The 17,865-nt window shown below is 72.1% G+C and carries 18 protein-coding genes and 1 pseudogene; 10 read left to right on the plus strand and 9 right to left on the minus strand.

What is annotated here, in order from left to right:
• Positions 1–7: 7 nt before the first annotated feature.
• Genes CHC05_RS27675 through CHC05_RS27685 form a run of 3 tightly spaced genes read left to right on the plus strand, consistent with a single transcriptional unit; the run spans position 8 to position 3,017 of the window.
• A complete protein-coding gene (locus tag CHC05_RS27675) occupies positions 8–1,312 on the plus strand; it encodes a magnesium transporter MgtE N-terminal domain-containing protein (protein ID WP_089253515.1) in 1,305 nt (434 codons plus the stop codon).
• Complete coding sequence (locus tag CHC05_RS27680) at positions 1,305–1,850, plus strand: DUF1003 domain-containing protein (RefSeq protein WP_089253516.1); 546 nt, start codon at positions 1,305–1,307, stop codon at positions 1,848–1,850. Before CHC05_RS27675 ends, CHC05_RS27680 begins: the two co-directional genes overlap by 8 nt.
• A gap of 21 nt (positions 1,851–1,871) precedes the next feature.
• Positions 1,872–3,017 carry an Mrp/NBP35 family ATP-binding protein gene (locus CHC05_RS27685; RefSeq protein ID WP_089253517.1) on the plus strand — a complete coding sequence of 382 codons (1,146 nt, stop codon included), beginning with the start codon at positions 1,872–1,874 and terminating at the stop codon, positions 3,015–3,017.
• 4 nt (positions 3,018–3,021) lie between these two features.
• Here the strand turns inward: CHC05_RS27685 and CHC05_RS27690 are convergent, their stop codons facing one another.
• Positions 3,022–3,432 carry a twin-arginine translocase TatA/TatE family subunit gene (locus CHC05_RS27690; RefSeq protein WP_089253518.1) on the minus strand — a complete coding sequence of 137 codons (411 nt, stop codon included), beginning with the start codon at positions 3,430–3,432 and terminating at the stop codon, positions 3,022–3,024.
• Between the two features lie 69 nt (positions 3,433–3,501).
• On the minus strand, positions 3,502–4,779 hold the full coding sequence (locus CHC05_RS27695) for a S1C family serine protease (RefSeq protein WP_089253519.1): 1,278 nt from the start codon (positions 4,777–4,779) through the stop codon (positions 3,502–3,504).
• A 171-nt stretch (positions 4,780–4,950) separates the two neighbouring features.
• Here CHC05_RS27695 and CHC05_RS27700 point away from each other — a divergent pair, with 171 nt between their 5' ends.
• Positions 4,951–5,592: an O-methyltransferase gene (locus CHC05_RS27700; protein ID WP_089253520.1), complete on the plus strand. Its 642-nt coding sequence runs from the start codon at positions 4,951–4,953 to the stop codon at positions 5,590–5,592.
• Here CHC05_RS27700 and CHC05_RS27705 read toward each other — a convergent pair.
• Complete coding sequence (locus tag CHC05_RS27705) at positions 5,589–7,037, minus strand: leucyl aminopeptidase (protein ID WP_089253521.1); 1,449 nt, start codon at positions 7,035–7,037, stop codon at positions 5,589–5,591. The two genes, CHC05_RS27700 and CHC05_RS27705, sit on opposite strands and share 4 nt — an antisense overlap.
• Before the next feature lie 103 nt (positions 7,038–7,140).
• Entirely contained in the window at positions 7,141–7,308 is a 168-nt protein-coding gene (locus CHC05_RS27710; protein ID WP_089253522.1) for a DUF3117 domain-containing protein, read from the minus strand.
• A 218-nt stretch (positions 7,309–7,526) separates the two neighbouring features.
• Here CHC05_RS27710 and CHC05_RS27715 point away from each other — a divergent pair, with 218 nt between their 5' ends.
• Positions 7,527–8,345 carry a PaaX family transcriptional regulator gene (locus CHC05_RS27715; RefSeq protein WP_089253523.1) on the plus strand — a complete coding sequence of 273 codons (819 nt, stop codon included), beginning with the start codon at positions 7,527–7,529 and terminating at the stop codon, positions 8,343–8,345.
• Between the two features lie 3 nt (positions 8,346–8,348).
• Positions 8,349–9,140 (plus strand): enoyl-CoA hydratase-related protein, encoded by a 792-nt coding sequence (locus CHC05_RS27720; protein ID WP_089253524.1) that lies wholly within the window; start codon positions 8,349–8,351, stop codon positions 9,138–9,140.
• Here the strand turns inward: CHC05_RS27720 and CHC05_RS27725 are convergent, their stop codons facing one another.
• The 4 genes and pseudogenes from CHC05_RS27725 to CHC05_RS27740 form a co-directional block, all read right to left on the minus strand.
• Positions 9,141–9,713 (minus strand): hypothetical protein, encoded by a 573-nt coding sequence (locus CHC05_RS27725; RefSeq protein WP_089253696.1) that lies wholly within the window; start codon positions 9,711–9,713, stop codon positions 9,141–9,143.
• A gap of 31 nt (positions 9,714–9,744) precedes the next feature.
• Complete coding sequence (locus CHC05_RS27730; RefSeq protein ID WP_089253525.1) at positions 9,745–10,314, minus strand: DNA-3-methyladenine glycosylase I; 570 nt, start codon at positions 10,312–10,314, stop codon at positions 9,745–9,747.
• Positions 10,315–10,347: 33 nt separating this feature from the next.
• Positions 10,348–10,833 carry an SRPBCC family protein gene (locus CHC05_RS27735; RefSeq protein WP_089253526.1) on the minus strand — a complete coding sequence of 162 codons (486 nt, stop codon included), beginning with the start codon at positions 10,831–10,833 and terminating at the stop codon, positions 10,348–10,350.
• Between the two features lie 658 nt (positions 10,834–11,491).
• Positions 11,492–11,852, minus strand: a pseudogene (locus tag CHC05_RS27740) (DivIVA domain-containing protein); the annotation flags it as partial.
• A 109-nt stretch (positions 11,853–11,961) separates the two neighbouring features.
• On the opposite strand from CHC05_RS27740, the gene folP reads away from it, so the two are divergent.
• The gene (folP, locus tag CHC05_RS27745) at positions 11,962–12,831 is read left to right on the plus strand and encodes a dihydropteroate synthase (RefSeq protein WP_089253527.1); all 870 of its coding nucleotides are present in this window, start codon (positions 11,962–11,964) and stop codon (positions 12,829–12,831) included.
• Between the two features lie 3 nt (positions 12,832–12,834).
• On the opposite strand, the gene ndhC is transcribed toward folP, so the two are convergent.
• A complete protein-coding gene (ndhC, locus tag CHC05_RS27750) occupies positions 12,835–13,212 on the minus strand; it encodes an NADH-quinone oxidoreductase subunit A (RefSeq protein WP_089253528.1) in 378 nt (125 codons plus the stop codon).
• Positions 13,213–13,368: 156 nt separating this feature from the next.
• Here ndhC and CHC05_RS27755 point away from each other — a divergent pair, with 156 nt between their 5' ends.
• The 3 genes from CHC05_RS27755 to CHC05_RS27765 all read left to right on the plus strand — a co-directional run bounded on the left by CHC05_RS27755 (position 13,369) and on the right by CHC05_RS27765 (position 17,862).
• A complete protein-coding gene (locus CHC05_RS27755; RefSeq protein WP_089253529.1) occupies positions 13,369–14,793 on the plus strand; it encodes a hypothetical protein in 1,425 nt (474 codons plus the stop codon).
• Positions 14,794–14,987: 194 nt separating this feature from the next.
• The gene (locus CHC05_RS27760) at positions 14,988–16,835 is read left to right on the plus strand and encodes a 2-oxoacid:acceptor oxidoreductase subunit alpha (RefSeq protein WP_089253530.1); all 1,848 of its coding nucleotides are present in this window, start codon (positions 14,988–14,990) and stop codon (positions 16,833–16,835) included.
• Complete coding sequence (locus tag CHC05_RS27765) at positions 16,828–17,862, plus strand: 2-oxoacid:ferredoxin oxidoreductase subunit beta (protein ID WP_089253531.1); 1,035 nt, start codon at positions 16,828–16,830, stop codon at positions 17,860–17,862. Before CHC05_RS27760 ends, CHC05_RS27765 begins: the two co-directional genes overlap by 8 nt.
• The last annotated feature ends 3 nt before the right edge of the window (positions 17,863–17,865 follow it).

Genomic DNA, 17,865 nt, shown 5'->3' on the forward strand with positions numbered 1-17,865 from the left:
TTGGGTAGTGACGACGGCGCGGGTTTATATCGCCAGGCTCGCGGGCCTGCCGGTCTACGACCCCAACGGGGACCAGGTCGGTCGGATCCGTGACGCCGTGGCCCGCCTGCGCACCACCAACCGCCCGCCCCAGGTCGTCGGCCTGGTCGCGGAGATGACGGTCCGCCGCCGGATCTTCCTGCCGATGGGCCGGTTCACCTCGATCGACGCGGACGCGGTCGTGCTCAGCACCGGCACGCTCAACCTGCGCCGGTTCGAGAAGCGCCCCAACGAGCTGCTGGTCCTCGAAGACCTGCTGGACCGCCGGGTGACGATCCTGCCCGAGGAGACCCCGGGCGTGGTCGTCGACCTGGCGATGGAGACCAACCGCACCGGTGAGTGGTCGCTGGTCAAGGTCGCCGTCCGCCAGCCGAGCCGCCGGCTCACCCGGCGTGGCCAGCTGGTCGAGCTGGAGTGGGATCGCGTACGCGGGCTGATCGGGCTCACCGACACCCAGGGCACCGCCGGGCTGCTCGCCGTGCTGGAACAGATGCGCCCGGCCGACGTCGCCAACGCGCTGCAGGAGATGTCCGACACCCGGCGCAACGAGGTCGCCGCGGCGCTCGACGACGAGCGGCTCGCCGACGTGCTCAGCGAGCTTCCCGAGCACGACCAGGTGGAGATCCTGGCCGTGCTCGACCAGGAGCGCGCGGCGGACATCCTCGAGGAGATGGACGCCGACGACGCGGCCGACCTGCTCGGCGAGCTGTCCGGCCCGGACCGGCAGGCGCTGCTCGACCTGATGGAGCCCGACGAGGCCGAGCCGGTGCGGCAGTTGCTCAAATACACGGCTGGCACGGCCGGCAGCGTGATGACCTCCGAGCCGGTGATCCTCACCCCGGACGCCACGGTCGCCGACGCGCTGGCCCGCATCCGCGAGCCGCAGCTGCCCCCGGCGGTGGCGGCCCAGGTGTTCGTCGCCCGGGCGCCGATGGCCACGCCGACCGGGCGCTACCTCGGCATGGTGCACTTCCAGAAGCTGCTCCGGGAGCCACCCTCGGAGATCATCGGCGGCGTGGTCGACAGCGGCATCAACCCGCTGCGCCCGGAGACCCCGCTGATCGAGGTCACCCGCCGGATGGCCATGTACGACCTGGTCGCGATGCCGGTCGTCGACGCCAACAACCGCCTGGTCGGCGCCGTGACCGTCGACGACGTGCTCGACCACTCGCTCCCGCCGGACTGGCGCGACCGCGACGTACCCGACGAGCCGGGCGTGCCCGTACCCGCGCCGCCACACGTCGTGCCACCGAGGGACCGCACCGATGGCTGAGCCACGCCCGCCCGCGCGGCTGGACCAACCGCGCGAGCCCCGCCGGCTGGCCATGCCCCGGTTCGACCCGGAGTCCTTCGGCCGCTGGTCGGAGGCGATCGCCCGGGCGCTCGGCACGGCGAAGTTCCTCGTCTACATGACCATCGTGATCCTGCTGTGGGTGGGCTGGAACACACTGGCGCCGTCGGGCTGGCGCTTCGACCCGTACACCTTCACGTTCCTGACCTTGATCCTCTCCTTGCAGGCGTCGTACGCCGCGCCGCTGATCCTGCTCGCGCAGAACCGGCAGGCCGACCGCGACCGCCTCGCGCTGGAGGAGGACCGGCGGCGCGCCGCGGCGCAGAAGGCCGACACGGAATACCTGACGCGCGAGATCGCCTCGCTGCGGCTCGCGATCGGCGAGGTCGCCACCCGCGACTTCCTGCGCTCGGAGCTGGGCCGACTCGCCGAGGATCTCGACGAGCTCCAGCGCCGCCGCAAGCGCAAGTCGAAGCAGAGCCTCGCCGAGCCGGACGACCACGCGGACACCGACGCCTGACAGCCGGCATACAGTTGCAGCATGTCTGCGCCTGCCACGTCTCGTGAGGAAGCCATCCAGGCCGCCCTCGCCACCGTCGACGACCCGGAGATTCGCCGCCCGATCACCGATCTGGGCATGGTCAAATCGTTCACGATCGACGAAGACGGGCTCGTGCGCGTCGAGCTGTTGCTGACCGTCTCCGGTTGCCCCTTGCGCGACAAGCTCAACAACGACATCACCAGCGCCGTGAGTGCCGTGCCCGGCGTCAGCGGCGTGCTGGTCGACTTCGGCGTGATGAGCAAGGAGCAGCGCCAGGACCTGCAGACCCGACTGCGCGGTGGTGGCGGCGCCGAGCCGGTCATCCCGTTCGCCGAGCCGGGTTCCCGCACCCGGGTGTACGCGATCGCCAGCGGCAAGGGCGGCGTCGGCAAGTCGAGCGTCACGGTCAACCTGGCCGCCGCACTGGCCGCGCGCGGCCTGTCCGTCGGCGTGGTCGACGCCGACATCTACGGCCACTCGGTGCCGCGGATGCTCGGTGCCGCCGGCAAACCCACCCGGGTCGAAGACATGATCATGCCGCCCGAGTCGCACGGCGTGAAGGTGATCTCGATCGGCATGTTCACCGCCCAGAACGCGGCGGTGGTCTGGCGCGGCCCGATGCTGCACCGGGCCCTCCAGCAGTTCCTCGCCGACGTCTACTGGGGCGACCTCGACGTGCTGCTGCTCGACCTGCCGCCGGGCACCGGCGACGTGGCGATCTCCCTGGCCCAGCTGCTGCCCAACGCGGAGATCCTGGTGGTCACCACCCCGCAGACCGCCGCGGCCGAGGTCGCCGAGCGGGCCGGAGCCATCTCGCTGCAGACCCACCAGCGCCTGGTCGGCGTCGTCGAGAACATGTCGTGGCTCGAGCTGCCGACCGGCGAGCGGATGGAGATCTTCGGCTCCGGCGGCGGCCAGGTGGTCGCCGAGAAGCTGAGCCGCACGCTGGGTGCCGAGGTGCCGCTGCTGGGTCAGATCCCGCTGGACACCCGGGTCCGCGAGGCCGGCGACGCCGGCCTGCCGATCGTGCTCGCCGAGCCGACCGCCCCGGCCGCCCAGGCCATCACGGCGGTGGCCGACCGGCTGGCCGTGCGCCGCGAGTCGCTGGTCGGCAAGCCCCTGGGCCTGAAGCCGGCCGGCCGGTAACGCTTTACGTGTAGTCGTCGAACGAGCGACGGGCCGGCGGGGCAGGAGTGCTGGCCGTGCCCGTCGCCGGGCTCTTGACGTCGGCCGCCTTCGCGACGTCCTTGAGGTCCTGGTGCACCCCGGACAGGTCGGACTTGGCGTCGTCGAACATCTTCTGCAGCGGCTTGCGCAGCGACTCCTGCTCCTCCTCGCTCATCAGGTGCTTGCGGATGAACGCCTTCGGGTGCAGGTCTTCGAGCTGGATGTCGGTGCCGAGCTCGCGGCTCAGGTCACCGGTCGCGTTGCTGGCCATCTTGCGCAGGTTGCGGACCATGCGCAGGCCGTCGGTGATCACGTTGGGCAGCTTGTCGCCGAAGATCAACAGAGCGACCAGCACGAGCAGGCCGATTTCCCACCAGTTCAAGTTGTCGAGCAACAGGGCCTCCCTCGTGCGTTCCCCGGCGCAACCATACGCGCGGCCCGAGCGGGAAGGGAACGGCCGAGGCTACTGGGCGTCTGCGGCCAACGTCACCGACGCGGTCTGCGTCTCCGTGCCGCGCCGGTATTCCACCGTGACGACCGCGCCCGGCGCGTATTTGCGGACCAGGGCGATCAGGTCGGTCGACTCCTCCAGCGGGTGCCGGTCGATCCTGGTCACGACGTCGCCGGCGCGCAGGCCGGCCGCCTGGGCCGGGCCGCCCGGCTCGACGGTGTCGAGGCGGACCCCGGTGCCCGTCGTGCGCCCGTTGGTCACCTTGGCGCCGATCACCGTGCGGCGGGCCTTGCCGGTGTCGATGATGTCCTGCGCGACCCGTTTCGCCTGGTTGATCGGGATCGCGAAGGCCAGGCCGATGTTGCCTGCGGTGGTGTCGTCGGCGGACACCGACTTGATCACCGCGTTGACCCCGATCACCCGGCCGCCGCCGTCGACCAGCGGGCCGCCCGAGTTGCCCTGGTTGACGGCCGCGTCGGTCTGGATCGCGGCGTAGTAGCGGACCGGCCCGCCCGGGTCGCCGGCCTGGATCGTCCGGTCGACCGCGCTGACGATGCCGGAGGTGACCGTGTTGGCCAGTGCCAGCGGCGAGCCGATGGCGAGCACCGGGTCACCGACCGCGATCGTGTCGGAGTCGCCGAACTCGATCGGCGTCAGGCCCTCGCGGGCCAACTTGATCACCGCGATGTCGGACTCCGGGTCTTGGCCGACCAGCTTGGCCGAGGCGACGCTGCCGTCGCTGAAGACCGCCGTGTACGTCCTCGTGCCGCTGCCCTCGACCACGTGGTCGTTGGTGATGACGTAGCCGTCGGCCGAGACCACGAAGCCGGAACCGAGGCTGGAGCCCTCGCTGGAGGCCACCCGCACGGTGACCACGCTCGGCAGCAGGCGCGCGGCAACGCCGGCCACCGAGTCCGGCGGGCGGTTGGCCGCCGCCGGTGGTGTGGCGCCGTTGCCGCCGAGCACGGTGCGCCCGCCGACCCCGCTACGAGCGGCGAACGCGTAGCCGAGGGAACCACCGAGCAGGCCCGCGAGCAGGGCCGACACCACGGCGACGACCAGCACCGAGCGGTTGCCGGGCGGGCGCGGCGCGTTCGGGTCGACCACGGGCTCGGGCTCCGCGGCGCCGGTCGGGCCGGGCGGGAGCACGACCGCGGCCGGTGCGTGCGGGTCGCGCCAGGGGTCGCCCAACGCGTCGGACCACCACGGGCTGGCCGGCACCGAGCTCGTCGGTGGCGGGCCAGCGGGCCGGCCACCACCGGGCTGATACCCGTTCCAGCCGTCGGTCACGTCGCCTCCCGGTCGCCGCCCAGTACCCCGACTCAAGGATTACATGGATACCTGAAGAGCATTCAGTAGTTGCCGAACGCCTTCCGGGCACCGCCCGTCCATCCAACACCGACGGTGCGCTCTACGCTCATACCCGGTCCCCCCGCTTCCCCCTCGCACGGAGGTTCACCCATGGGCACCGCCGGCCCGGCGTCAGCGCAGGCGCTGCAGTTCGCCGACGCGTACCCGCCCGAGGACCTGGTGCTGCAGACGGCGCGCCGGCTCGCCGACGAGGTCGGGCTCGCATGCGTGACACCCGGTGCCGGAGCGGCGCTGCGCCTGCTGGCCGCCGCGGGCAACGCCCGGTCGCTGGTCGAGATCGGCACCGGCACCGGAGTGAGCGGTGTCTGGCTGCTGCGGGGCATGCGCCGCGACGGCGTGCTCACCACGATCGACGTCGAGAACGAACACCAGCGGGTGGCCCGGCGGATCTTCCAGGAGGCCGGTTTCGCGCCGTCGCGTACGCGGATCATCACCGGGCGTGCCCTCGACGTGCTGCCGCGGCTCACCGACGGCGGATACGACCTGGTGTTCGTCGACGCGGACCCGACCGAGTACGCGGCCTGCGTCGCCGCCGCCCGCCGGCTCCTGCGCGTCGGCGGCGTGCTCGCGGTCAACAACGCCCTGGCCGGCGGCCGGATCGGCGACCCGGCCGCCCGCGACCCGGAGACGGTGCTCATTCGCGAGGTGGTCAAGGACCTGCGCGACTCCGACGACTGGGTGCCCGCGCTGCTGCCCACCGGTGCCGGCCTGCTCACCGCGGTCCGCCGCTAAAGGGTCGCCAGCCAGCGCAGGAGGGTGCGTACGCCCCAGCCGGTCGCGCCCTTGGACAGTTCGGAACTGTCGGACTCGATCCAGGACGGGGCTGACATGTCGATGTGCACCCACCGGTCACGCAGCGGCCCGGTGAACTCGGCCAGGTAGAGCGCGGCCATCACCGAGCCCGCGCCGCCCTCCGAGGCGATGCTGCTCAGGTCGGCCAGGTCGCTGCTGAGGAAGTCGCGGTAGTCGGTCGTCAGCGGCATCCGCCAGACCTGCTCGCCCGCGTCGGTGGCGGCCTCGGTGAACGACTTGGCCAGCCCGTCGTTGTCGCTGTAGAGCGCCGCGGTGCGCTTGCCGAGCGCGACCGCGTTGGCCCCGGTCAGCGTGGCCAGGTCGACGATCACGTCGGGCTCCAGCCGGTCGACGGCGTAGGCCAGCGCGTCGGCCAGCACCAGCCGGCCCTCGGCGTCGCTGTTGTTGCTCTCGCTGGTGCGGCCGCCGTAGTGCCGGATCACGTCGCCGGGCCGGAAGGCCGAGCCGCTGACCAGGTTCTCCGCGAGCGGGGCGAGCGCGGTCACCCGAACGGGGAGGCGCAGCGCGGCGGCGGCGATCGTCGCGGCCACGATGGCGGCCGCGCCGCCCATGTCCTTGCGCATGAGCTTCATCGCGTCGCGCGGCTTGATCGAGATGCCGCCGGTGTCGAACGTGATGCCCTTGCCGACCAGCACGACGTGCTGAGTCGCCTCCGCAGGCGACCCATCGAGCCCAGTCGCGCCTGCGGGCGCGTAGGTGAGCTCGACCAGGCGCGGCCCGCGGGACGAGCCGCCACCGACGGCCAGGATGCCCCCGAAGCCCTCGGCGGCGAGCTGCTGCGGATCACGGACCGAGATGGTCAGTCCGTCGTACGCCGCCGCGGCTGCACTGACCCGCTCGGCGAACCATTCCGGCGTCTTGCGGTCGGACGGCATGTTGGTCAGGTCGCGGGCCAGCGTGGTGGCCTCGGCGGTGGCCCGGGCGACGGTCAGCGCTTCCTCGTCGGGCGGGCCGGCCAGCAGCACCTCGTCGAGCGCCGGCGGCGCGTCGGGGCGTGGCGCGCCGAGCCGGAAGCGGTAGGAACCGAGCAGGACGCCTTCGGCGAACGCGCGGAGGTCGATGTCGTCGGCGGTCGGGAGGGCGACCGTGACGGTGCTGGTGCGAGCCGCGGACCGGGCCAGGCCGGCACCGGCGGCGCGCCACCCGCTGGCCCCGCCGTCGCCGACGCCGACCAGCAGCACCTTCGACGGCCGCTGGCCCGGCCGGGGCAGCACCTCGACGACGCCGCCCTTCCCGCTGTGGTCGGCGGCCAGCGCGACCACGTCAGCGGGCAGCCCCGCCCGCAGCGGCTCGCCGGCCCGGGTGGGCACGACGAGCGTCTCGGCGGCTACGTCTGCCGGGTCGATAAAACGAAATGTGGGCACGCCGGCCTCCGGGTTGTGCTGAGCTGTCCTGCGCGGGCTGTCCTTGCGACAAGGAGCCCGCCGGCAGCCCGGGCGGGGCGTGCCGGCGGGCGCGGTTCGGACGTCAGCCGGCAGCGGTCTTCAGTGCGTCACCGAGCGCGTTGGCCTCGTCAGGGGTCATCTCAACGACGAGCCGCCCTCCGCCTTCCAGCGGAACCCGCATCACGATGCCCCGGCCCTCCTTGGTGACCTCCAGCGGACCATCGCCCGTCCGCGGCTTCATCGCCGCCATGTTGTCTCCCCTCAGACTCGCCAGGGTGGTGGGTTATCCCACAGCCTCTTCGTACCGGCGGCACCACGCTACGGCCCGTGGCACCGTATTACCCGAGGGCGCCTCGCAGGGCGCCGACCAATGATTTTCCCTGATAACCACCGCTGGGCCCAAACCGAGCCGGTATTGATGTGACAGCATCTAGCTTATCTTGAAAGTGGCTGTCACAATGTGCGGTCATGCAGGCACGGTCGGCACTCTTCGACCTCTACGGTGACTACCTGCGCCCCCGCGGCGGCAGGGCACCCGTGGCGGCGTTGGTTCGCCTGCTCGCACCCCTCGGCATCGCACCGCCCGCGGTCCGCACCGCCGTGTCCCGCATGGTGCGACAAGGCTGGCTGCACCCCCTGCGGCTGGCCGCCGGACCGGGCTATCTGATCACGTCGAAGGCCGCGCGCCGGCTCGACGAGGCCGCCGCCCGGATCTACCGCACCAACCGGCCGGGCTGGGACGGGCGCTTCGACCTGATCGTGCTGGAGGCACCGGCGGCGCGTCGGGAACGCCAACGCCTCGGTGCGAACCTCAGCTATCTCGGCTACGGCATGCTCGACGAGCGCACCTGGGTCGCCACCCGGCCCGGCCTCGACGTCGACGCGCTGCTCGTCGAGACCGGCATCGGCTACGAGCGGTTCACCGCGACCCACGCCGCCGGCTCGTCCGGTGCGATGGCGGTGGTGCGGCGCGCCTGGGATCTGGCCGAGATCGGCAACGCGTACGAGGCCTTCGTCGCCGAACAACGCCCGTTGCTGTCGCACGTGACACCGCGCAGCGAGGACGAGCACGCGTACGCGGCCAGGTTCCGGCTCGTGCACGCCTGGCGCACGTTCCTGTTCCGCGACCCGCAGCTTCCGCCGGCCCTGCTGCCCGAGCGCTGGGCGGGCACCAACGCGGCCGCGTTCTTCGACCGGCACGCCACGCGGCTGCGCCCGGCCGCGGACCGCTACGTGGAAAGCTGTCTCGAAGCGGGCCTGCGGGCCGCCCGATCGAAAGGTTCCTGACACGTGAGTGACGTGCTGCTCGTCGACCGCACCGACGCCGTGGTGACGCTGACCCTCAACCGGCCCGAGGCGATGAACGCGCTCGACGTGCCGCTCAAGGAAGCGCTCCGGGACGCCCTCGCGGCGCTGGAGACCGACCGCTCCTGCCGCGCCGTGGTGCTGGCCGGTGCGGGCCGGGCGTTCTGCGCCGGCCAGGATCTCCGCGAGCACGTCGGCGTGTTGGAGTCCGGGGCCGCGGACTCGCTCGACACGGTCCGCCGCCACTACAACCCGATCGCGTCCAAGCTCGGCAGCATGCCCAAGCCGGTGATCGCCGCGGTCGGTGGCATGGCCGCCGGGGCCGGTGCCGGCCTCGCGCTGCTGGCCGACTTCCGCATCGGCGGCCCGAGCACGTCGTTCCTGATGGCGTTCGCCAACGTCGGCCTGGCCGCCGACACCGGATTGTCCTGGTCGCTGCCCCGGCTCGTCGGCCACGCGAAGGCGATCGAGCTGCTGATGCTGGCCGAGCAGGTCAAGGCCGACGAGGCGCACCGGCTCGGCCTGCTGACCCGGGTGACCGACAACGACGCCGACGTCCTGTCGACGGCGCAGGAGCTGGCCGCCCGGCTCGCCGCCGGCCCGACGGTGGCCTACGCGGCGATCAAGCGCGAGCTCTCCGTCGGCGACGCCGGCACACTGCAGGACGCGCTGTCCGCGGAGGCACAGGCCCAGTCGATCAGCGGCGCCACCGCCGACCACCGCAACGCCACGACCGCCTTTGTCGAAAAGCGGAAGCCCACCTTCGAAGGGCGCTAGCTAGTCCTCTTCCTCCGGGTCCTGGTTGGCTTCCTCGCCCAGGACGAAGGCCTGCATGGCCAGCTCGTCGTCGGATGGGGCCACGTAGGTGGGTAGCTCGCGGGGGCCGAGCTCCATCACGTAGGACCAGAAGAGGCGGACCGCCTCGGCCGGGGTGGGTGCTTCGATCGGCAGGTCGAGGCTCACCAGCCAGGTGCGGTTGTCGACGGCGGGCGTGACCCGGGCCGAGAGGGCCGCGAAGGTCGGTGCGTCGACCGGCGTCAGCGGGCCGGCCAGGGTCAGCTCAGCGGCGTCGGCCGGCTCGTCGAAGAAGCGGCGCGTGTAGGTGACCACCACCGGGCCGCCGGGTGCGACGTCGGCGTTGTCCGGGTCGTCGTCGGCGCGGCCGGCACCCGCCGTGATGCGGCCGAGCGCCACCACCCGCGGCGCCGGCTCCTCGGCGACGACCAGCACCTGGTCGCCCTCGACCGGGCCGGGGACGTCACCTCCGTCGGACAGCTCGAGCGTCTCGTGGTGGAAGAGCCGCTCGCTTGCCAACCTCGCCTCGGGGATGACGACCGCCCACTGTGCCATGCCGACCATCCCACCACAGGGCCTCGCCAGGTCAGTGCGGCGGCACGTGGCAGCCCTCCAGATGGTCGTCGACCATGCCGGTCGCCTGCATCAGCGCGTAGGCCGTGGTCGGGCCGACGAACCGGAACCCGCGCTTCTTGAGGTCTTTGGCCATCGCGGTCGACTCGGGCGTGGTGGCCGGGACCTCGGCGCCACCGCGCGGGCGGTGGGGCCGGGGCGGCGGCGCGTAGGACCACAGCAGCTTGCTCAGGCCACCGGGCAGCTCGAGCGCGGCGCGGGCGTTGGCGATCGCGGCGTCGACCTTCTGCCGGTTGCGCACGATCCCCACGTCGGCCATCAGGCGGGCGACGTCACCGGCGTCGTACGCGGCCACCTTTTTGATCTTGAAGTGGTCGAAGGCAGCCCGGAAGTTTTCCCTCTTGCGCAGGATGGTCAGCCAGGACAGGCCCGACTGGAACGCCTCCAGCGTCATCCGCTCGTAGAGATGGTCGTCACCGCGCAGCGGCTGCCCCCACTCGGTGTCGTGGTAGGCGAGGTAGTCGGTGCTGCTGCCCCACGGGCAGCGCGCCTTGCCGTCGGCGCCGATCACGAGGTCTGTCACGAGCCCGAGCCTATGAGCCGGGTACGACAGTATTTACGGCAGCCGACCGGCCTCGACCAGGCGCGCGAAGCGCTTGAGGGCCTGGGTCAGGCTGAGCTTCGAACCCGGCCACAGCACCGGCCAGGCGACCCGGCCCGCGGCGCCGCCGGGCAGGTGGAACCACTCGTGCCAGACGACCTGGGTGCGATCCTGGCCCATCGGGGTGCAGCGCAGCACGCCCGGGCCGCGCAGCAGCCGGCCCTGGTGGATGACCCGCACCTCGTACGGCGGGTCCAGCCGCGCCACCCGGAACTCGTCCCGGAGGACGGCGGGACCCAGCGCGGTGACCGCCTCGATCACCGAGCCCTCACCGCCGTCGCCGGAGATCACCCGAACGGTGGTGAACGGGATCCACTCGCCCTGCCGGCGCCAGGCAGTGAACGCCTCGTACACCTGCTTCGCGGGCGCGCGGACGATGACCGTCGCGGTGACCTCGCCGGCACCGGGCTGGGCGGCCTCCCGCAGGTCCTCCTCCCTCATCGGCGCGCCGATTCGGCGTCTTCCGCCGGAGTCGGGACTTCTGAGGTTTCCGACGCGATGGCCGATTTCCTGATTGGCGCGCCTTCCGGCGAAACGCCCGGGCCTTCGGTGTCGGTCGGCTCCGCGGCCTCGGTCGGCTCCGCCACGGCGGCCGCGGCCCGCTTGCTCGGGCGCGAGGTGCGGGTCGTGGCGGTCCGCCTGGTGCGCGGCTTGGTCGCCGCGGCCGGCTCGGTGACGCTGAGCTGCTCGGACGCCGCAGCCGGCTCAGCTGCGGACGACTCAGCTGCGGACGACTCAGCTGCGGACGACTCAGCTGCGGGCGGCTCGGTCGCGGCCGGCTCGGCTGCGGGCGGCCCGGCTGCGGGCTGCTCGGTCGCCGCCGTCGCACCGGCCGACTCGACCTTGGGGGCCGGCTCCGGCTCGGGCTCCGCGACCGCGGCGACCGCGGTCGAGTCCTGCCCGTCGACCGCCGGTTCGGCCTGGTCAGGCGACACCTCGGCGGCTTCGGAGACCGACCCGGACGAGGCCTCCAGGGCCGGCTCCTCGGCTGCGGCAGCCTCCGTGGCCGCGTCGGCGATTTCGGCAGAGTCAGCCGGGCGGGTGAACTCGGTCCACCCCGGCTTGCCCGGTTCGGTCGCCGCGGGCGCGGGCGGCGGCGGGGCCTGGGCGGCCTCGCGGGCCCGGCGCAGCGCGTCGGCGTCCAGGGTCCGGCCCTCGCGAAGCGCGTTGACCTCGGCCTCCAGGACCCCGATCAGCTCGTCCTTGTAGCCGATGTCGTAGGCCGCGCGCCGCAGCGCCTGGTCGACCTGGGACATCCGGTAGCCCCGGGTGGCCAGGTCGAAGCGCACGTCGCCGAGGTCGGACTCCAGCAGTGGCCGGGTGGTGGGCAGCGGCAACGCCCGCCCGTCGGGCTCGGCGGGCGACAGGCCCGGGTCGCGTCCGCTGACCAGCACGGTCACGCCGAACACGACCGCCGCGACCGTGACCGCGACGACCACAATAAGGAGTAGCTGACCCATACGCCCGATCGTGGCATGTCGCGCCGAGAGGGTCGACCCCGCCACCCCGTCGTCCACCTTCGCGGGCAAGGATCAAGCCAGTGGTACGACGGCGGCAGGAGGAATCGATATGTCGGGCGAGTTGCGGCTGGGTCCGCGTACGTTCGGCCCGACCGACCTCGTGGTCATGGCGATCGTGAACCGGACACCCGACTCGTTCTTCGACCGGGGCGCGACATATGCCGCCGACGCCGCCCTGCGCGCGGTCGAGGCAGCGGTCCGGGACGGCGCCGACGTCATCGACATCGGCGGTGTGAAGGCTGGCCCGGGCGACCACGTCGACCCCGCCGAGGAGATCGCCCGCACGGTCGCCACCGTGGCCACGGTGCGCGCGGCCTTCCCGGACACGGTCATCTCGATCGACACCTGGCGGGCCGAGGTCGCCACCGAGGCGGTCGCGGCCGGCGCGGACCTGATCAACGACACCTGGGCCGGCGCCGACCCGCACCTGGCCGAGGTCGCCGCCGCGACGGGTGCGGGACTGGTCTGCACCCACGCGGGCGGCCTGCGGCCGCGCACCCGCCCGCACCGGGCCGCGTTCACCGACGTGGTCACCGACGCCGTCGACACGGTCACCGCGCTGGCCCGACGGGCGGAGGCGCTGGGCGTGCGCAAGGACGGCATCGTCGTCGACCCCGCGCACGACTTCGGCAAGAACACCCGGCACTCGCTGGAGCTCACCCGGCGGCTGGGCGACCTGGTGGCCACCGGCTGGCCGGTGCTGGTCGCGCTGTCCAACAAGGACTTCATCGGCGAGACGCTCGACCTGCCGGTGGCGGAGCGGCTGGAGGGCACCCTCGCGGCGACCGCCGTCTCGGCCTGGCTGGGCGCCCGGCTGTTCCGGGCCCACCAGGTGCGCGAGACCCGCCGGGTGCTCGACACGGTGGCGTCGATCCGCGGCGACCGCCCGCCGGCCGTCTCCCGCCGCGGCCTCGCCTGAGCGTCAGGTCCAGTTGAGGATCTTCTTGCGCCAGGCGTAGAGGATGCCCAGCGCGAGAACGGCCACGAAGATGGCCATTTCCACCACTGTCGTCGCGCCGAAGCCGGGACGGTCGAAGACCACCGCCCACGGAAAGAGAAAAACGGCTTCGACCGCGAAAAGCACGTAAAGGTACGCGTACACGTAATAGCGGATCTGCATTTGTGCCCAGTCGCCACCGACCGGGTCGACGCCGCTCTCGTAGGTCGCGCGCTTGCCCGCGGGCTCGGCCGGGTTGGCCGGGCTGAGCAGCCGGTTGGCGGTGAACGCCCCGACAAAGATCAGCACGCTCGCCAACAGGAGGAGCCCCAGCGTCGCGTACGACCCGAGGTAACCCGTCATGGCCGGGACTCTACCGCCGTTCGGGCGATTCGAGTCGGCCGATGATCTCGGGTCGTCCGGCGAAGGGCAGGAGTTACGGTTCTGTTTCCGACCGAACGGGTGTCCAGCGGCAAGTAACGCCGAATAATGAGGCACCCAACGACGGTCGGAGGAGCCATGGCGAACAGCCGGCGCGCGCACGCGATGCGGCGCGCGGCCGTCGCCGGCCTGATCGCGGCCGGCCTCACGGCCCTCATCGTTACCGTCCCGTCGATGGGAGCCGGCGCGGCCGGCCCGGTCGGCGGCACAAGGGTCCTCGACCCCGTTGGCGACACGGCCACCAACCCGGGCGACCCCGACACCGGCGCGACCGGCGCGACCGAGCCGGACCCGCCGCCGACCAACCCGATGTCGAGCAGCGACCCGACGACGCCGGATCCGACCGCTTCGCCGACCACCGACCCGCAGCCGACCACCGACCCACAGCCGACCGCCGACCCGCCGAGCCGGCCGCCGGTCCTGCAGCCGTCGGTCAAAGTGGACCGTCCGACGGCGCAGCCGCCCGAACCGCCCGGCCCGGTGCTCCCCGGTGAGCCGCGGCTCGGCGCCACGATCTCGACCGGCGACATCGGGCTGGGCTGGTCCTACTGGTCCCGGTCCAGCAGCCCGGCCACCCTCCGGGTGGTGATCCGCAACACGGGCTCGATCGTCGAGCGGATGACCCTGCGATACACGCTGCCGGCCGGGGTGACCGACGCCGGCACGCCGGGCTGCACGCTCGCCGGCGGGCGCTCGTACGTGTGCGGCTCCTGGGTCGTCGGGCCGGGCCAGCGCTTCGAGACCGCGGTCCGCGTCCAGGTGGCCGGCGACGCCTGGCTGCGGATGCCGCTGGGTGGCTCGGTCGACATCACCGCGGCCGCGGTCGCCCGGCCCGACCTCGGCACGGTCGTCGACAACCAGGGCTTCGCGGTGCTCTTCCCGCCCGGGCCGCCGGTCGCCGGGATCGGGCTCACGGCCGCCGAGGTCAACTTCGCCGCGGTCGACGGCCCCGCCAACCTGCGGGTCGAGCTGACCAACACCGGCGACGACACCTCGACGGGTGCCATCGAGGTGCTGCTGCCCGACGGCGTGACGGTCGACGGCCAGCCCGACGGCTGCGCGCCCAACGGCGAGCGCTACCGGTGCGAGCTGGGTCAGCTGGCCGTGGGCCAGACGGTCACGACCACGCTAGCGCTGCTCGCGACGGCCGAGGCACAACGGCTGGCACCGCTGTCCGGTGCGGCGTTCGGCATGCTGACCTCGGGCGGCCGCACCAAGCAGGTGCAGATGAGCTTCCGGATCACCGCCGCCGCGGCCACCGCCACGCCGGCGGCCAGCCCGGTCGCCGTCGTCGGCCCGACGGCCTCCCAGGGCGTGATCGGTGGCCTCGTGCCGGTCGCCGACAGCAGCGGCGGGCTGACCACCGTGCAGAAGACCGCGCTCGCCCTGGTGATCGTCTCGGTACTCCTCGTGGTCTTGGCGGTCGCTCTCGCCACGTCGTCGCTACGGCGCCGTATAGAAGACGACACCACCGCGGCCCTCGATATGGGGAGCCGAGACTAGGCCCGCGAGCAGTGCTTTCGCTCACAAGTAAGGCAACCCTGACCCCGCCATGAGAAGGTCGTCTCACCGGGCGGGACCCGGTACGTGGAAAGGCTGTTCCCGGGACGTACGCTTTTCCAAGACACAACATGGAGCGGGACGGCCCAACGACGCGCGACCCCGCCGCCGCCGTCCGGCAAGGAGGTCAGCTTCTCGTGGCCAAACAGGTCCGTCAACTGGATCGCGTGGTCATCCGCTTCGCTGGCGACTCCGGCGACGGCATGCAGCTCACCGGCGATCGGTTCACGTCGGAGACCGCCCAGCTCGGCAACGACATCTCGACGCTTCCCAACTTCCCCGCGGAGATCCGGGCGCCCGCCGGCACCCTGCCCGGGGTCTCAAGCTTCCAGGTGCACTTCGCCGACTACGACATCCTCACGCCGGGCGACGCGCCCAACGTGCTGGTCGCGATGAACCCGGCGGCGCTCAAGGCCAACCTGGGTGACCTGCCGCGCGGGGCCGACATCATCGTCAACACCGACGAGTTCACGAAGCGCAACCTCACCAAGGTGGGTTACACGGCGAACCCGCTCGAAGACGGCTCGCTCGACGGCTACTCGCTGCATCCGGTCGCGCTGACCGCGATGACGATCGGCGCCCTCGCCGACCACGACGTGTCGAAGAAAGACGCCGAGCGCGCGAAGAACATGTTCGCCCTCGGCCTGCTCTCGTGGATGTACTCGCGGCCGTACGACTCGACGATCCGCTTCCTGGAGCGCAAGTTCGCCGCCCGCCCGGAACTCGTCGCGGCCAACATCGCGGCGTTCAAGGCCGGCTGGAACTTCGGCGAGACGACCGAGGACTTCGGCGTCCGCTACGAGGTCAAGCCGGCCAAGATGAGCCCCGGGACCTACCGCAACATCACCGGCAACCAGGCGCTGTCGCTGGGCCTCGTGGCCGCCGGCGTGCGCTCGGGCCTGCCGGTGTTCCTGGGTGCCTACCCGATCACCCCGGCGTCCGACATCCTGCACGAGCTGAGCAAGCACAAGCGGTTCGGCGTCACCACCATGCAGGCCGAGGACGAGATCGCCGCGATCGGTGCCGCGCTCGGCGCCTCGTACGGCGGCAGCCTGGGCATCACCACCACCTCCGGCCCGGGCGTCGCGCTCAAGGGCGAGACCATCTCGCTGGCGGTCGCGCTGGAGCTGCCGCTGGTGATCATCGACGTGCAGCGGGCCGGCCCGTCGACCGGTATGCCGACCAAGACCGAGCAGGCCGACCTCAACATGGCGCTGTTCGGCCGGCACGGCGAGGCGCCGGTCGCCGTCGTCGCGCCGCGGTCGCCGTCCGACTGCTTCTTCGCCGCGCTCGAGGCCGCTCGGATCGCCCTGACCTACCGCACGCCGGTGATCCTGCTGTCCGACAACTACGTCGCCAACGGCTCGGAGCCCTGGCTGCTGCCCGAGGTCGACTCGCTGCCCGACCTGCGGGTCGACTTCGCGACCGAGCCCAACGGCGAAGACGGCAAGACGTTCCTTCCCTACCTGCGCGACCCGGTCACGATGGCCCGGCCGTGGGCGATCCCCGGCACGCCGGGGTTGGAGCACCGGATCGGCGGTCTGGAGAAGGCCGACAAGACGGGCGACATCTCGTACGACCCGGCCAACCACGACTTCATGGTGCGCACCCGGGCCGCCCGGATCGAGGGCATTCCGGTGCCTGACGTCGAGGTGGAAGACCCCGACGGCGACGCACGGACGCTGGTGCTGGGCTGGGGCTCGACCTACGGCCCGATCGGCGCCGCCTGCCGGGCGCTGCGCCACCGCGGCCTGCCGATCGCGCAGGCCCACCTGCGGCACCTCTCGCCGCTGCCGGCCAACCTCGGCGAGGTGCTGCGCGCGTACGACCGGGTGGTCGTCCCCGAGATGAACCTGGGCCAGCTCGCCCACGTCATCCGGGGCCGTTACCTGGTCGACGCCATCCCTTACAACCAGGTCAGCGGCCTGCCGTTCACGGCCGCGAAGCTTGAGTCGATGCTCGAGGAAGTCGTGAAGAATGGCTAATCCCGTCGCAGTGAAGCTGACCCAGAAGGACTTCAAGTCCGACCAGGAGGTTCGCTGGTGTCCCGGGTGCGGTGACTACGCGATCCTCGCCGCCGTCCAGTCGTTCATGCCCGAGCTGCAGATCCCGCGCGAGCGCACCGTGTTCGTGTCCGGCATCGGCTGCTCGTCGCGCTTCCCGTACTACATGAACACGTACGGCATGCACTCGATCCACGGCCGCGCGCCGGCGATCGCGACCGGCCTGTCGGTCAGCCGCCCCGACCTGTCGGTCTGGGTGGTCACCGGCGACGGCGACGCGCTCTCGATCGGCGGCAACCACCTGATCCACGCGCTGCGCCGCAACGTCAACCTGAAGATCCTGCTGTTCAACAACCGGATCTACGGGCTGACCAAGGGGCAGTACTCGCCGACGTCCGAGATCGGCAAGATCACCAAGTCGACGCCGGTCGGCTCGGCGGACTCGCCGTTCAACCCGCTCTCGCTGGCGTTGGGCGCCGAGGCCACCTTCGTCGCACGGACCCTCGACTCCGACCGCAAGCACCTCCAGTCGGTGCTGCGCGCCGCGGCCGAGCACAACGGTTCCGCGTTCGTCGAGATCTACCAGAACTGCAACATCTTCAACGACGGCGCGTTCGAGACCCTCAAGGACCCGGCCACCCGCGACGAATACCTGATCCGGCTCGAGCACGGCCAGCCGATCACCTTCGGCGCCGACGGCCAGCGCTGCGTGGTGCACCCGCCGGGCGGCTTCGGCCTCGAGGTGCGCGACACGGCGTCGGTGGACCCGGCCGACATCGTCGTGCACGACGCCACGGTTTCCGAGCCGGCGTACGCGTTCGCGCTGTCCCGCCTGCCCGGGCTCGACCTGCGCAACACGCCGATCGGGGTGTTCCGCAAGGTGGACCGGCCGTCCTACGACGAGCTGGTGGTGTCGCAGGTCGAGACCGCGAAGGCGAAGGCGACCGGCACGCCCGAGGACCAGCTCGCCGGGCTGCTCACCGCCGGCGACACCTGGACGATTCTGTAACTG

This window comes from Asanoa hainanensis (assembly GCF_900188485.1).
Classification (GTDB): Bacteria; Actinomycetota; Actinomycetes; order Mycobacteriales; family Micromonosporaceae; genus Asanoa; species Asanoa hainanensis.